General features: G+C 72.2%; 10 protein-coding genes and 1 tRNA gene. 2 read left to right on the top strand and 9 right to left on the bottom strand.

The genetic code is table 11. From position 1 onward, the window contains the following. Nucleotides 1-98: 98 nt before the first annotated feature. Nucleotides 99-3173 (bottom strand): type I polyketide synthase, encoded by a 3075-nt coding sequence (locus ACIPRD_RS32105; RefSeq protein WP_401568206.1) that lies wholly within the window; start codon nt 3171-3173, stop codon nt 99-101. Continuing rightward, nucleotides 3170-5020 (bottom strand): amino acid adenylation domain-containing protein, encoded by a 1851-nt coding sequence (locus ACIPRD_RS32100; protein WP_401568203.1) that lies wholly within the window; start codon nt 5018-5020, stop codon nt 3170-3172. Before ACIPRD_RS32100 ends, ACIPRD_RS32105 begins: the two co-directional genes overlap by 4 nt. A gap of 288 nt (nt 5021-5308) precedes the next feature. Between ACIPRD_RS32100 and ACIPRD_RS32095 the strand changes: the two genes are divergently transcribed. Both ACIPRD_RS32095 and ACIPRD_RS32090 read left to right on the top strand, forming a co-directional pair. Then, nucleotides 5309-5397 (top strand) — tRNA-OTHER (locus tag ACIPRD_RS32095). A 141-nt stretch (nt 5398-5538) separates the two neighbouring features. Next, complete coding sequence (locus ACIPRD_RS32090; RefSeq protein ID WP_401568200.1) at nt 5539-7038, top strand: APC family permease; 1500 nt, start codon at nt 5539-5541, stop codon at nt 7036-7038. A 234-nt stretch (nt 7039-7272) separates the two neighbouring features. Here the strand turns inward: ACIPRD_RS32090 and ACIPRD_RS32085 are convergent, their stop codons facing one another. From ACIPRD_RS32085 to ACIPRD_RS32055, 7 genes are all read right to left on the bottom strand, one after another. Then, entirely contained in the window at nt 7273-7680 is a 408-nt protein-coding gene (locus tag ACIPRD_RS32085) for an SRPBCC family protein (protein WP_356409689.1), read from the bottom strand. A gap of 376 nt (nt 7681-8056) precedes the next feature. Next, a complete protein-coding gene (locus ACIPRD_RS32080) occupies nt 8057-8851 on the bottom strand; it encodes an AfsR/SARP family transcriptional regulator (protein ID WP_356409692.1) in 795 nt (264 codons plus the stop codon). A gap of 1035 nt (nt 8852-9886) precedes the next feature. Beyond that, on the bottom strand, nt 9887-10540 hold the full coding sequence (locus tag ACIPRD_RS32075; RefSeq protein WP_356409695.1) for a ScbR family autoregulator-binding transcription factor: 654 nt from the start codon (nt 10538-10540) through the stop codon (nt 9887-9889). Between the two features lie 261 nt (nt 10541-10801). Beyond that, complete coding sequence (locus ACIPRD_RS32070; protein ID WP_356409698.1) at nt 10802-11614, bottom strand: SDR family oxidoreductase; 813 nt, start codon at nt 11612-11614, stop codon at nt 10802-10804. Continuing rightward, nucleotides 11611-12423, bottom strand: a complete 813-nt coding sequence (locus tag ACIPRD_RS32065) for an alpha/beta fold hydrolase (protein WP_356409701.1) — start codon at nt 12421-12423, stop codon at nt 11611-11613. The genes ACIPRD_RS32070 and ACIPRD_RS32065 overlap by 4 nt, the downstream gene beginning before the upstream one ends. Then, nucleotides 12420-13697: an LLM class flavin-dependent oxidoreductase gene (locus ACIPRD_RS32060; protein WP_401568196.1), complete on the bottom strand. Its 1278-nt coding sequence runs from the start codon at nt 13695-13697 to the stop codon at nt 12420-12422. The genes ACIPRD_RS32065 and ACIPRD_RS32060 overlap by 4 nt, the downstream gene beginning before the upstream one ends. 41 nt (nt 13698-13738) lie before the next feature. Next, a complete protein-coding gene (locus ACIPRD_RS32055) occupies nt 13739-14122 on the bottom strand; it encodes a hypothetical protein (protein ID WP_401568193.1) in 384 nt (127 codons plus the stop codon). Nucleotides 14123-14302 lie beyond the last annotated feature (180 nt).

Here is a 14302-nt window from a genome sequence, read left to right as displayed (position 1 = left end):
CCATTGCCCAGGGGTCCCCCGTGGACCCCGGTCAACATCATCCTCACACCGGTGTCTTTACGGCACCCTGAACACTTCGCTGAACAGAAGCGGAGCCGTCAGTTCCCTTCGCGCAGCTGCTGTTCCACCTCCTCGGGCGACAGCTCCGCGATGTCCGCGATGAGCCGGGCCATCAGTTCCGGGTCCGCCGCCGCGGCCCCGGCGTCCGGCTCCTGGCGTTCCTCGACGAGCGCGACGAGTTCCCGGGGGGTGGGTGCCGTGTACAGGGCGTCGCCCGGAAGTCCGACGCCGGTGGCGTCGGCCACCTTGGCGATGATGCGGCTCGCCAGCAGCGAGTGGCCGCCGAATTCGAAGAAGTCGTCGTCGGGGCCGATGTCGTCGGTGCCGAGCAGGTCCCTCCAGATCCTGAGGACGGTCCCGGACAGGGACCCGGCCGGCTCGTCCGCCGCGGCCGGGGTGTTCGTGGGGGGCGGTGCGTCCGTGGCGGCGGGGGTCTGCCGGTCCGTGGCGGCGGGGGTCTGGGGTGCCGCGGCCGCGAAGGCGGGGCCGGATCCGGACGCCGGCTCCACCCAGTGCCGCCGGCGCCGGAAGGGGTAGGTGGGCAGCGGCACCCGTGACCAGCCGTCCGGGTGCCACCGGTTCCAGTCCACGGGCGCTCCCGCCTCCCACAGCCGGCCGGCCGTGCGGGCCAGATAGGCGCCGCCGTCCGCGTCGCGCTCCGGGTCGGGCAGGCCGCCGAGCAGGACGTGGTCGTCGCCGGTCCGGCCGACCAGGGAGCGCAGGGTGCTGCCCGGCCCGACTTCGAGGAGGACCGACGCCGGGCCGCTCAGCAGCCGTTCCACTCCTTGGTGGAAGCGGACCGGGGCCAGCATGTGGCGGATCCAGTACTCCGGGTCCACGGCCTCCTCGGCACGGATCCAGTCGCCGGTGAGGTTGGAGACGAACGGGATCCGCGGCGGGCGGAGCACGGCCCGGCGCAGCCGCGACGCGAACGGGCCGGCCACCGCTTCCATCATCGGGGAGTGGAAGGCGTGGGAGGTGCGCAGCCGCCTGCAGGTGGCCCCGTCCTCCCGCAGCCGCTTCTCCAGCGTCTCCACGGACGCCTCGGGACCGGACACGACGCACAGGGCCGGGCCGTTGACGGCCGCGACCGCGGTGTCGGCGTCGAGGGCCGGCAGCACCTCGTCCACCGGCAGGCCGACGGTGAGCATGGCGCCGGGCGGCCGGTCCTGCATGAGCCGGGCCCGCGCGGCGATCAGATCGAGCGCGTCGTCGAAGTCGAGGCATCCCGCGACGGTCGCCGCGACGTACTCGCCGAGGCTGTGCCCGATCATCGCCCTGGGGGTGAGCCCGAGCTCCATCCACAGGCGGGCGAGGGCGTGTTCGACGGCGAAGAGCGCCGGCTGCGTGTAGGCGGTGTGCGCCAGCGTCCGCGCGTTCTCCTCCCGGTCCCCCGCGTACAGCAGGTTGCGCAGGCCGAAGTCCAGGCGCTCGTCGGCGGCGTCGATCCAGGAGCGGAAGGTGCCTTCCGTCTCGTACAGTTCCCGTCCCATGCCCACCCGCTGGCTGCCCTGGCCGGGGAACATGAAGACGACGCCGCGGTCGCGTGTGTCGGCGGCCGGCGCGCGCACGGCGGCCAGGGCGTCGACGGCCGAGGAGAGGTCCGTGCAGGTGACGGCGGCTCTGCGGCGCTGGGGTGTGCGGCCGCTGTGCAGGGTGCCGGCGACGTCGGTCAGCGCGGTCCGCGGGTGGGCCGCGAGGTGTTCCCGGAGCCGGGTGGCCAGTTCGAGCAGCGGCTCGTCCTCGCGGGCGGACAGGAGCAGCACCTCGTGGCCGCGGCCCGCGGGAGAGGGGGGCGGCGGGGGCGGTGGCTCCTCCAGGACCATGTGGGCGTTCGTGCCGCCGATGCCGAAGGAGCTGACCGCGGCCCGCCGCGGCCCGTCGTGCTCCGGCCACGGCGTCGCCTCGGTGAGCAGCCGGAACCGGCCGGAGTCGAGGTCGATCTCCGGGTTCGGCCGGGTGAAGTGGCGGCTGGGCGGCAGGACGCGGTGCTTCAGCGCCAGCGCCGTCTTGATGAGGCCGGCCACGCCGGCCGCGGAGGAGAGGTGGCCGATCTGTGCCTTCAGGGTCCCGAGCGCGCAGGGGGCGCCGTCGCGGCCGAGGGCCTCGGTGAGCGCCTCGAACTCGATCGGGTCCCCCAGGGACGTGCCCGTCCCGTGGGTCTCCACGTAGGTGATGGTGCGGGGGTCCACGCCCGCGACGCGGTGCGCCGCGCGGACGACGGCGACCTGTCCGTCCACCCCCGGGGCGGTGAAACTGAGGCGCCGCGCGCCGTCGTTGTTCACCGCCGACCCCAGGATGACGGCGTGGATCGTGTCGCGGTCGGCGACGGCGTCCGCCAGCGGCTTCAGCACGACCGCCCCCACGCCGTTGCCGAAGACCGTGCCGTCGGCGCCGGCGTCGAAGGGCAGGCAGTGGCCGCCCGCGGAGAACACCGACCCGGCGCTGTAGAGGTATCCCTCGTGCTGGGGCACGTGGATCGAGACGCCGCCGGCCAGGGCCATCTCGCACTCGCCGGCGAGCAGCGCCTGGCAGGCCATGTGCACGGCGACCATGGAGGAGGAGCAGGAGGACTGCACGCTCACGCTCGGCCCGCGCAGGTCGAGGTGGTACGAGACCCGGGCGGCCAGCAGGTCCTTCTCGGTGGCCAGCAGCAGTTCCTGCGGGCTGGTGTCCGCCAGCGCGCCGGGGGTCCGCAGCAGGTTGCCGAGCAGGTAGGCGTTCTGGCTGGCGCCGGCGTAGACGCCCACCGGCGCGCCCGCTCCGGCGCGGGGGGCGTAGCCCGCGTCCTCCATCGCGGCCCAGGCGCACTCGAGGAAGACCCGCTGCTGCGGGTCGAGGAGGGCGGCGTCGCGGGGGGTGTACCCGAACAGGCCGTTGTCGAAGTGCTCGACGCCGTCGAGGACGCCGTGGACGTGGCGGTAGTCCGGGTGGCGGGCCTGGTCGGGTGCCACGCCGGCGGCGATGGAGTCCTCGGCGGTGAACGAGGTGATCCGCTCGCCGCCGTCGAGCACGTTGTCCCAGAACCGTCCGACGGTGTCCGCGCCGGGGAAGCGTCCCGCCATGCCGACGACGGCGATCTCGAGGCCGGTCGGCTCCGGCTGCCCGGTCATCGCTCGTCCCCGCCCATCGCGGCGCGCCGCCGGGCGCGGGCGGCCGTGGTCAGCCTGCTGCGGGCCCGGCCCGGGTCCGGCTCGGACGCGGGTTCCGCGGCCGTCTGCAGATGGCGCGTCAGCAGGCGCACGGTGGGATTGCGGAAGAGCATGACCATCGATATCTCCCGGTCGAGCGACTTGACCAGCCGAGCTCTGAGCCGCATCAGCAGCAGCGAGGTGCCGCCGATGTCGAAGAAGCTGTCGTCGACGCCGACGTTCTCCAGGCCGAGGGTCTCGGCCCAGATCGCGGCGATCTCCTCCTCCAGGCCGGCCCGCGGCGCCCCTCTGGGGGCGGTCCGCTCGACGGCCGGGGCGGGCAGGGCGGCGCGGTCGATCTTGCCGTTCGGGGTCAGCGGCATGGCGTCGAGCACCACGACGACCGCGGGCACCATGTGTTCGGGCAGCCGGTCCGCGGCGAAGGCGCGTACCTGCGCCGCGGTGACGCCGGGTCCGGTCACATAGCCCGCCAGCCGCAGTTCGCCGGCGCCGCCGTAGGGCAGGACGGCGCTCTGGCCGACGCCCGGGTGGCGGGCGAGGACGGCCGCGACCTCGCCGGGCTCGACGCGGTATCCCATGACCTTGACCTGGTCGTCGGCGCGCCCGGCGAACTCCAGGTCTCCGGTGGGCAGCCGCCGGACCAGGTCGCCGGTCGCGTACATGCGGGCCCCGGGCGGGCCCGCCGGGCAGGGGGTGAAGGCGGCGGCGGTCGCGGCGGGCGAGCCGAGATAGCCGCGGGCCAGGTTCGCGCCCTCGATGTGCAGTTCACCGGTGACGCCGTCGGGGACGGGCTCCCGGTCCGGTCCGAGGACGTGCACGCGGACCCCGCGCAGCGGGCGGCCGAGGGGGACCGTCGCGGTCTCCGGCAGGTCCTGCGGCACCCGGTGGGCGAGCATCGAGACGGTGGTCTCGGTCGGCCCGTAGTGGTTCTCGACGGCCAGGTCCGCGCGGGCGGTCCGGATCCGGCGGACCAGGCCCGGCGGCAGCGGCTCGCCCGCGCAGATCAGCAGGCGCCGCGGCAGCACCCGGCCGGCCGCGGCGCCGTCCGCGCCGGCCAGGGCCGCGAGGTGACTGGGCACCAGTTTCATCGCGTCGACCGGGTGCTGTGCGAAGTACGCCGCGAAGGCGTCCGAGTCGATCGCCTGTTCACGGGTGAGCACGTGCAGGCAGCCGCCGGTGGTCAGCGCGGCGAACACGTTGGTGCTGCCCAGGTCGGCGGAGAACGTGGACACCAGCGCCCAGGACCAGCCCGGCTCGATCCGCTCGTACAGCCCGTCCAGGTAGTGGGTGTACTGGCGGTGCTCGACGGCGACGGCCTTCGGCTCTCCGGTCGAGCCCGAGGTGAACAGCACGTAGCACAGGGCCGAGGCGGGGACCGGGGGCCGCTGCGGGCCCTGCTCGCCCTGCTCGCCGGGGCTCTCCCCCGGCACGACGACGGGAAGCCCGTGGCCGCCGGCCCGCTCCGCCAGTTCCGGCGTCGTGACCAGGGCCGCCGCGCCCGCGGCGGCCAGCAGGGCGGCGACGCGGGTGGCGGGAAGCTCGGGGTCGAGCGGCAGGTAGGCGCCGCCCGCCCGGAGTATGCCGAGCATCCCCACGATCATCGCCGCCGAGCGGGGGACCAGCAGGCCCACGGGACGGTCCACTCCCACGCCGAGTGCGGCGAGCCGGACGGCCACGTCCTCCGCCCGCCGTTCCAGTTCGCCGTAGGTGAGCGTGGCGTCGGGTCCGGCGACCGCGGTCCTCGACGGGTCCTCACGGGTCCGTGCAGCGATCCGTTCGTGCAGCGTGGTTCCCTGAGTGGCTCCCATGGGTGAGATCGTCGTGCGGCCCGCTGACGCAACGCTGAACCGGCGATGACGCGCGGCGGCGGGGTCCGTGCCGCGCATCGGCCGCAGCGTGACCGGGGTGCCGGTGACGGGCCGTCGGCCATGGCCCTGACCGGCCGGCCCGGGCGGGCCCCGGACCGGACACGGCCCAGGAGCCGCCCAGGACCCTGTGGGAGGGGGTCAGTGGATCGTCAGAGGGCGGTCAGGGTGGGGTGGGCATGATGGATGCAGCAACACCGGGACGGTCCTCGAGGGCCGCGTGGTGCTGTTGGAGAGGTACCCGAAGCGGCCCAACGGGGACGTGAGGTGCTTCCTCACTTCGGGCTCTGCCCGCGCAGGTTCGAATCCTGCCCTCTCCGCTCCATGCCGCAGTCCGCGCGCCCTGTGTCCCCCGGGACACAGGGCGCCCGCAGTGGGCGTCCGGGCTGCCGCGGACCGATGTGACCCGCACCACCACGTTCGTGCACGGCATGTCGCCTTCGACTCGCGCAGGAGCACTCATGGTCGCCGCGCCCTCTCCCCCGCAACAGGGGCAACTGGAACGCACTCTCACCACTCCGAAGATCGTCTTCATGATCATCGCCGCGGCGGCTCCGCTGGCCGCCATGGTCTCCACCGTGCCGCTGTCCTTCTCGATCGGGACCGCGGCCAGCGTGCCGGCGCTGTTCGTCTTCGCGGGCCTGACGCTGCTGTGCTTCACCTCGGGCTACGCGGCCATCAGCAGCCGGATCAGCCACGCGGGCGGCTTCTACACCTACATCGCCCGCGGTCTCGGCCGGCCCGCCGCCGTCGGGGGCGGGCTCATCGCCGTCATCGCCTACAACACCGTCACCATCGGGGTGCTCGGGGCCTTCGCGTACTTCGCCCAGTCGGTGGCAGCGGCCCACGGGCTGGACTGGCCCTGGGAGGTGTGGGCCGCGATCGGGCTGGTGCTGGTGGGGGTTCTCGGCTACCGCCATGTGGAGCTCAGCGCCCGGGTGCTGTCCGTCTTCATGATCTGCGAGATCACCGTCCTGTTCGCACTCGACGTGGCCGTGCTGGTGCGCCAGGGAACCTCCGCGCTCCCCGCGGCGTCCTTCTCCGCCCACAACGTCTTCAGCCCCGGCCTCGGGGTGTCGGTGATGTTCGCCTTCGCCTCGTTCATCGGCTTCGAATCGGCCGCCCTGTACAGCGAGGAGGCGCGCAACCCCCGGCGGAGCGTCCCGCTGGCCACCGTCATCGCGGTGATCCTCGTCGCCTCGTTCTACGGATTCACCAGCTGGATCGCGGTGGGCGCGGTCGGCCCCGGGCACGTGCGCGGCGTGGCCACCCGGCACCTGGACGACATGTTCTTCATGCTCAGCGACAACTACCTCGACTCCGCCATGACCACCGTCATGCAGGTCCTGCTGTGCGTCAGCGTGCTCGGGGCGTGGCTCGCGCTGCACAACGCGGCCAACCGGTACATGTTCGTGCTGGGCCGCGACCGTGTGCTGCCGGGCTGGCTGGACGCGGTGCACCCCCGGCACAAGGCGATCCACCGGGCCAGTCTCGTGCAGATCGTGTTCAGCGCCCTGGTCGTGGCGGCCTTCGCCGTCGCCCACCTGGACCCGTATCTGAACATGGCCACCAGCATGCTCGGGATCGGCACGCTCGGTGTCATCGTGCTCCAGGCTCTCGCGTCCCTGGCCGTCCTCGGCTACTACCGCAAGCGGCCCGGCCACTGGTGGAGCACCCGGGTGGCCCCGGTCCTCGGCGTCGCGGGACTGCTCACCGCGACCTTCCTCGTCGTACGCAACTTCTCGGTGCTCACCGGCACTTCCGAGCCCGCGGTGGTGGCGCTGCCGTGGCTCCTGCTGATCGCGGCGATCGGCGGCGTGCTGTACGCGTACTGGATCCGCTCCGCCCATCCGCGGCGCTACGCCGCCCTGGCACACACCGAGAACGCCGGGGACGACGGCGCGCCGGCGGCGCCCGGGGCGGAGCGGCCCGGCGTCCGCCCGTACACGCCGGCCGACTGACTGACGGCCCGGCCGTACGGCGCGGGTCGACCCGTGCGGCCGGGCCGTACGGCCGCCTCGTACGGGTCGCCCCGTGCGGCCGCCTCGTACGGCCGGGCTGTGCGGCCGCCTCGTGCGGGTGGGCAGGAAGGACTCCGCCGCCGGGGGCTGCCCCGGCGGCGGCTCCGGCGACGGGGCCGGCGGCGCGGCGGAGGGATCCGCCCGGTGGGGGGCGGTGACTGCGGGCCGGGTGTCTCAGCCCGGGGCGGACAGCGTCTCGCGGATGACGGCCAGTCCGCCGCACATGGCCCGCGCGAACGGCTGGGCGAGTTCGTCCGGCAGTACGTCGTGGATCCACACCAGCCGTGTCCGGGTGTCGCCCTCGGCGACGACCTGGAAGGACGCGTTGTCGTGCACGGGCCGCACGGTGTCGCCGATGACCGCCCAGACGATCCGGCGCGCGGCGTGGTCGAGGGCGATGAGCCGCTCACGGGCCACCAGGCCGTCGGCGAAGGTCACCACCCGGACGTCGTCGGCGACGAGCCGCGTCCCGACGACATAGCCCGGCGCTATGCGCGGCGGTCCCCCGGCGAAGTCACCGATCACCGCCCAGACGTCCTCGGGCCGGGCCTCGATCACGGTCTCCTTGACGACCGAGGCCATGACTACGCGGCTCCGGTGTGGAGCCGGCCACGGCCGGCGGGCGGCCGGCGCACGGGAAGTCCGGCGCCTCCGCCTTCGGTTCGCGAACGCCCCGCACGTGGAGCCGTCACGAGCAGCCGCCTCTCTCGCCGTCCGCCGGCGCCGGGAGCCGCGCACCTCACCGGGGCGCGGGAGAGCCGGACCGTCCGGCTCACGTACGGGCGCCGGACCGTCCGGCTCGCGTACGGGCTGCTCAACGCGCTGCCGCGCGCGATGACACCCGGCGGAGGATCACTCCCGTCTTTCGGAGTAATTCCCCTGCGGGGGAACCCCGGTGCCGGGGCGCCGGGCGGCACCCGGGGCGCCGGACGGACCCCGCGGGGCGTCCCGCGGCCGGTCAGGTGTGCAGAGCGGCCTGCCCGACGAGAGCGGCCTCCGCCAGCAGTGCCGGGTCGTGTTCGAGGATCGCGCTCTCGTACCAGCGGAGCATGGGTGAGGGGTCGACGCCGAGCTCCTCGTTGAGGCGGTGCCGGAACTGGCGGTAGGTGTTCAGGGCGTCGATGTGACGGCCCGAGCGGTACAGCGCCAGCATGAGGAGACCGCAGAACTGTTCCTGGACGGGGTTCAGGGAAAGCGTCTCGGTCAGCTCCGGGATGATCCGGGCATGCCTGCCACACCGGAGCTCAATGCCGTAGAGCAGCTCTAACGCGGATAACCTGGCCTCTTCGTACTTGGACGCCGCGGTTTGACACAAAGGCCCACCGATGACTCCGCCGAAGGCCCGTCCCCGCCAGAGGGTTATGGCGCGGCGCAGGTCGTTGGCACATCGCCGGGGGTCGGCTCCGGCGCCGGTGCGGATGGCCTCGACGCTGTCGAGGAATACCTGGGCGTCCAGTTCACCCGATTTCAGCCTGAACTGATAGCCGGAGACGGTGGCGGTGATGCGGGGTACCGCATCCGGTTCCAGGCGGGTCAGCATGCGCCGGAGCCGGCTTATCTGGGCCTGGAGGGCGTTGTTCATCTTTTCCGGAGGAGTGGTCCCCCACAGTTCCTCGGCCAGGGATTCCACGGTGACCGCCTGACCTGACGCGGCCATGAACGAGGCGAACAGAAGCTGCTGTATGGCGCCCTTGGGGCGCACCACGCGGTCGTTTCCTCTGATTTCCGACGGGCCGAGCATGAAGAAATACATAATTCCTCCCTAGATCGTCTGCGGCCGGCTGATCCCCACCTGTTCCACGCGGGCGTTCTGACGTCCGCGCACGCCGGAGAGAAAAAGCCGATCAGCTGCCCTTCGCGGTGCTCCGTCTATCCGGTCGCACTCGTCAGGATGCGGCCGGGCGCGCAGAACCGGAGACGACTCCCCTGGTGTACAGAAGTCATCGCGGTGCGCGGCCGGCCGAGGCCCGGCGGGAAAGTCCTGCGATTTTTCTTCGCCGCGCCGGGCGGAAGGCCGGCGCTCTGCTGATCGGGTCCTGCCGCCTGCGCACAGGCAGACGCGGACCTCACTCTTCCGTCAAGGACCGAATCGGCCACAGGCCTACTGCGGTGGAGCGGGAAGAGCGGGGTCCGCGCACGTCCGGCGGGCCTTCCGGTGGGACGGAGAGTTCCTCCACCGGCCCCGTGTCCAGCACTTCACGCATGCTCCCCCGTCCCCTGACAGGCCGATGCCCGGCCCTGCGGTGCGCAGGCGGTCTGCCGGGCCTCGTACCTCAAAGTTCGCTGCCTGCACAAAGAAAACCACTCTGTCGGTTTCCTGTACAGAGGCAAGCGAACCTCCGTGCGAAGGCTTTATCAACCCCGTCTCCGCGCGTCCGCCGCATTGTTTATAGGACATTGCAGGTGGCGCGGCCGGTTCTGGCCGACCGCGTGGGCGCGGGTGGCTGTCCGCGGGGTGAGGGCTCACGCGCACGGCCGCCGGACGGCCCTCCGCGGGCCCGGTGAGGGCCGTGCGGGGCGGCCGGCGCGGCCCTGGGCGGCGGCGGGCCGGCGGGGGCGCGCATGCCCCCTCCACCTGCTCCTGGGCGGGTGGAGGGGGGACGGGCGGCCGCGGGCGCGGTCCGGGTCCGTGCGCCGTCGGCGGACCGGCTGTTCCGGGCATCGACCAGGCGTTTCAGACCGGCTGGTTTTCCCTCTTGCGGGTGGTCCGGGCGGGGCGTCGGCGGGGTGCCGGCGGGCGGGAGCGGGAGGGGCCGGCGGGCGGCGGGCGGGGCGTCGGGCGGGTGGGTCAGCCCTGCACGGCCGCGGTCTTCACCTGTCCGCCCGCGGTGTCGAAGGCGACCGCCGCGCCCGTCGAGGCGAGCCGGGGCAGCATCAGATCCCAGAAACGTGTCGTCGCGTGCCGTGAGCACCAGGACCCGTCGGTATTTCCTTCCGCGCGCCCGAGCACCTCGAATCCGATAATCGCCGCGGTGATGGTCGAAGCGGCGTCCTCCAGCACCACGTCCGAGGCGAGGCCTCCTTGTTCCCTGGAGCGTCGCAGAACGGACTCGACCCAGTTGCACCATTCTTGCCTGAGGTCGATCTCCCCTTCCCATGTGGCGTCACTGCCGAGGCGGAATCCGGCGCGGAGCACGGAATTCTCGGCGACTCGCTGGGCCAGGCGGTGCGAGGTGTCGACAAGAAGCTGCAGAGGGAGCGGGTGGTCGTGCAACTGACGGCGTTCTACGATTTCCCGTAACAGCTGATATGCCGTCCGTTCGACCTCCTCCCCCAGCATTCTCTTGTTCTTGAAGTGGAAATGCAGTGCTCCATAGCTGACGCCCGCCCTGGAGCTGATCTCCATGAGTGACGCAAGGGCGAACCCCCTGTGATTGAACACGTCAGCAGCAGAGTTGATCAGATCCCGTCTCGTCCGTACAGCGCGTTCCTGCTGGGTCATCGGCATGCTCCGCGGGTGATGGGCTGCTGGTCGACGGGTACAATTTACCGGCTAGTTGCGATCAGAGCTATCGCACGTATCAAGCTCGTCGGAACCCGTCGGGCCGCGTTTAGCGGTGACCGTCTATTCGGGGCGGCTCCTCGTCGGGAGAGACAAAAGCACCTCCGGTGCGTGCGGCGGGGGTCTGTCGTCGTCCCGTCGCACGCACCGGAGGTGCGCTGTGCCGTTGTGCCGTTGTGCTGGTGTGCTGGTGTGTGTGGGTCAGCGCCTGGGTGTCTCCAGCAGGGCGGCTCCGCCGTAGAAGGAGGTCACGCCGCCGTCGATGACGACGGACGAGCCGGTCATGAACCGGGAGGCGTCACTGGCCAGGTAGACGGCCAGGCCGACGAGTTCGTCGGGGGTGGCGAACCGGCCGGCCGGCACGACTTGGAGGAGGCGCTCGGCCGCCCGCGGGTCGGCGGCGATGCCGTCGGTGAGGTCGGTGTGCACCCAGCCGGCCGAGATCGCGTTCACCCGGACCCCGGATGCCGCCCATTCCGCGGCGAGGGAGCGGGTGAGTGCGATCACCGCGGCTTTCGACACCGCGTAGGGCGAGTAGTGGGGCAGGCCGGCCTCTCCGCCGAGCGAGGCGACGTTGATGACGGAGCCGCGTCCGCGCCGGACCATGTCGCAGCCGACGGAGCGGCAGACGTGGAGGACGGACTCGAAGTTGAGCCGCATCTCCCGCTGCCACTGGGCGAGTTCCAGGTCGTGGAAGGATCCGGCGCAGGTGATGCCGCCCGCGTTGTTCACCACGATGTCCAGGGGGCCCAGTTCGGCGCTCGCCTGCTCCACGCAGGCCCGGATGCGGTCGGGGTCCTCGACGTCGCAGACCAGGTTCACGGCGCGCCGGCCCAGTTTCTCGACCTCGGTCCTCACCTCCTCCAGCGTCTCGGCGCTGCGGGCCAGGAGGGCGACGTCGGCGCCGGCCTCGGCGTAGCCGAGGGCGATGGCCCGCCCGATGCCGCGTGAGGCGCCGGTGATGAGGGCTGTTCTTCCGGCGAGGCTGAACAGCGGGTTGACGCCCTCGCTCACTTCAGGAACTCCTCGATGCGTGTCACCGCCTGTTTGAACTGCTCCAGCTGCGGCAGGTGCCCGCTGTCGTCGATGAGGGCGGTGGCGCTGTCCGGGATGAGGCCCGCGAACTCGTCGGCGTAGACGGCGGGGGCGAGGCGGTCCTCGCGGCCCCACACGATCAGGGTGCGCGCGGCCACGCGGTGCAGGCGCTCCCGCAGTCCGCGGTCGGGGATCGGCCACAGGAACTTGGCGGTGCTGCCGAGGGACCAGACCATGCCCGCGGCCGCTTCCACCGCCGCTTCGGGGTCCTCGGGGAACGTCAGGGCGGCCTGGGCGACGTCGCCGGCGGGGTCGTGGAAGAGCAGGCCGGGCAGCTGCGCCTGGGAGGCGGCGGCCAGGGTGGCGACCGGGGCGTCGTCGCGCCACAGTCCGAGCGGCGCGATCAGCACCAGTTTGGCGGGGAGCGCCGGGAAGTGTGCCGCGAGTTCCGCGGCGAGCATGCCGCCGAAGTCGTGGCCCACGACGACCGGTCGGCTCAGGCCGAGAGACCGGCACACCTCCTCGAAGACCAGGACCATGTCGGGCAGGTCGTCGATGACGTGCGCGGCGTCGGGCTCGCCGGCGCTGGTGCCGGGGAACTCGGGGGCGTAGACGGTGTACTGCTCGGCGAGGCGGGCCAGGAAGGGGTCCCAGACCAGTCCGGTGGAGCCGTGCAGGTAGAGCAGCGGGGCGCCCTGGCCCGCCACCTTGACCCGCAGGCGCAGCCGGCCGTTCCAGACGTCCACGGTCTCCTCGCGGACCGCGGGCTGTGCGCGTTCGGTGCTCATGCGATCTGCGCCCTCTCTGCCGCGGACGGGGTGTTCTGCTCGGGTGCGGCCAGGGGCACGCCGCCCAGCCGTTCGGGCCACCAGTGGTGGACGTGTCCCTTGTCCTGCCACAGGGTGCGCAGGTGGGGCAGGACCTCGGCGGCGAACAGGTGGATGTTCTTCTGCACCAGGTCCTTCGGCATGGATCCGAAGCCGAGCATGGCGTGCAGGTTCCCGATGCCGTAGGTGGTGCAGTACTCGACGAGCTGGTCGCGCACGGTGGCGGGGCTGCCGATGATGACGGTGCCGGCGTCGGCGAGTTCCCGGAAGCGGGCGGTGCGCATCGTTGCGTACATGCCGAAGTCGCCGGGGTCCTTCAGCAGGGCCTTGACGCCGTGGATGTTGACGCCGCCGGGCAGTCCGAGCATCTCGGGCGGGATGGCGCCGAGTCCCTTGCGGTAGGCGTATTCGACGTGGCGGCCGTATTCCTTCTCGGCGGCCGCGTCGGTCTCGCTGACGGCGATCGTCTGGAGGAATCCCATGCGGTAGGGGTTGCGTTCGAGGCCGAGCCGGTCCGATAGTTCCCAGAAGCGGTCGAATATGCGTTTGCCGGTGAGTTTGGCGCCGGCGAAGCCGAAGTAGTTGAACCCGAATCCGCGTTCCAGGGTGAGCTGCATCGTGCGGGGGTTGCCGATTCCGGTGATCCATACCGGGGGCTGTTCCTGCAGCGGCCTGGGCCAGATGTTCACCTGGGGGAACTGGCCGTAGCGGCCGTTCCAGGCGAAGGGGTCGCGGTCGCGCCAGGCGCGCAGGACGAGTTCGAGGTTCTCCTCGAACCGGCCGCGTACCTGCATCGGCGGTATTCCGTTGTTGAGGCTGGCGTCGTAGCTGAGTCCCACCGGAAAGCCCGCGATGAGCCGGCCGCCGCTGATGACGTCGACCATGGCGTATTCTTCGGCGACCCGGACGGGTTCGCGTGTCTTGCCGAGCGAACGTCCCATGGGGAAGATCGCGGTGTCGATCTTCTCGGTTTCCGTGGCGTAGGCGAGGGCGCTGGCCACGAGGTTCGGGTTCGGCGACAGGTCGTAGGAACTCTGGCCGTGTTCGGTCATCGAGATGCCGTCGAAACCGGCCCGGGCGCCTGTCATCAGTTCGTCGATGTGGTCGACGACCGAGGAGTACACGCCCGCCCTGTCCGTCAGGCCGTAGGGGGTGGTGCACGCCGAATCGTGGTGCTCTTCGAAGTCCGCAGGCAGCGACCGGTAGGGCGCCTGCTCGAACAGAGTGACCTTCATCTACCCTCCATGGACCGGATGTGCGCGCCGCGGGCGCCGCCTCACAGCTGCGTGACGATGAGCAGCGATTCGCCGCCGACGCTCCTCGTCGAGTGCCCCTTTCCGGTGATGTCCTCCACGAGGACGCTGCCGCCCGGCAGGAAGCGGCGTGCCTCACCGTCGCTGACCTGGACCTCCAGCTCGCCCTTCAGCAGGGTCATCAGCTGCTTGCGGGGGGCGGGGTGGAAGTCGCCGAAGTAGCCGTCGGGCAGGAGCAGGTGGACGCTCGCCCTGGCTTCCGTGGCGGCCGAGAGGAACATGGAAGGGGCCGGCGGCGCGAAGTTCACCTCGGCGAGGTCGAGCTTCTCCTCGACGAAATGCGTCTCGCCTTCCGTATCGGTGTACATGCGCGTGACGCCGATCGTGCGGGTCTCGGTACCCGACATCGCATTCTCCTTCCGGGAGGGCGGTTCTGATTCCACATAGCAGTGGTGGGGGGGGGGGGCCCCCCCCCCCCCCCCCCCCGCGGGGGGGGGGGGGGGGCCCCCCCGGGGCCGGGGGCCGCCCCCCCCCGCGGGGGCCCCCGGGGGGGCCGCCGGCCGCCCCAACCCCCCGGGGGGGGCCGG

It is taken from the genome of Streptomyces sp. NPDC090108 (assembly GCF_044747185.1).
GTDB lineage: Bacteria > Actinomycetota > Actinomycetes > Streptomycetales > Streptomycetaceae > Streptomyces.
The sequence above is the reverse complement of the archived record's forward strand: the minus strand, read 5'-3'. Positions and strand labels throughout refer to the sequence as shown.

Excerpts from the sequence above, each read along its gene's own strand:
- ACIPRD_RS32105 (WP_401568206.1), bottom strand. The coding sequence starts at position 3,173 with ATGACCGGGCAGCCGGAGCCGACCGGCCTCGAGATCGCCGTCGTCGGC.
- ACIPRD_RS32100 (WP_401568203.1), bottom strand. The coding sequence starts at position 5,020 with ATGGGAGCCACTCAGGGAACCACGCTGCACGAACGGATCGCTGCACGG.
- ACIPRD_RS32090 (WP_401568200.1), top strand. The coding sequence starts at position 5,539 with ATGGTCGCCGCGCCCTCTCCCCCGCAACAGGGGCAACTGGAACGCACT.
- ACIPRD_RS32085 (WP_356409689.1), bottom strand. The coding sequence starts at position 7,680 with ATGGCCTCGGTCGTCAAGGAGACCGTGATCGAGGCCCGGCCCGAGGAC.
- ACIPRD_RS32080 (WP_356409692.1), bottom strand. The coding sequence starts at position 8,851 with ATGTATTTCTTCATGCTCGGCCCGTCGGAAATCAGAGGAAACGACCGC.
- ACIPRD_RS32075 (WP_356409695.1), bottom strand. The coding sequence starts at position 10,540 with ATGACCCAGCAGGAACGCGCTGTACGGACGAGACGGGATCTGATCAAC.
- ACIPRD_RS32065 (WP_356409701.1), bottom strand. The coding sequence starts at position 12,423 with ATGAGCACCGAACGCGCACAGCCCGCGGTCCGCGAGGAGACCGTGGAC.
- ACIPRD_RS32060 (WP_401568196.1), bottom strand. The coding sequence starts at position 13,697 with ATGAAGGTCACTCTGTTCGAGCAGGCGCCCTACCGGTCGCTGCCTGCG.
- ACIPRD_RS32055 (WP_401568193.1), bottom strand. The coding sequence starts at position 14,122 with ATGTCGGGTACCGAGACCCGCACGATCGGCGTCACGCGCATGTACACC.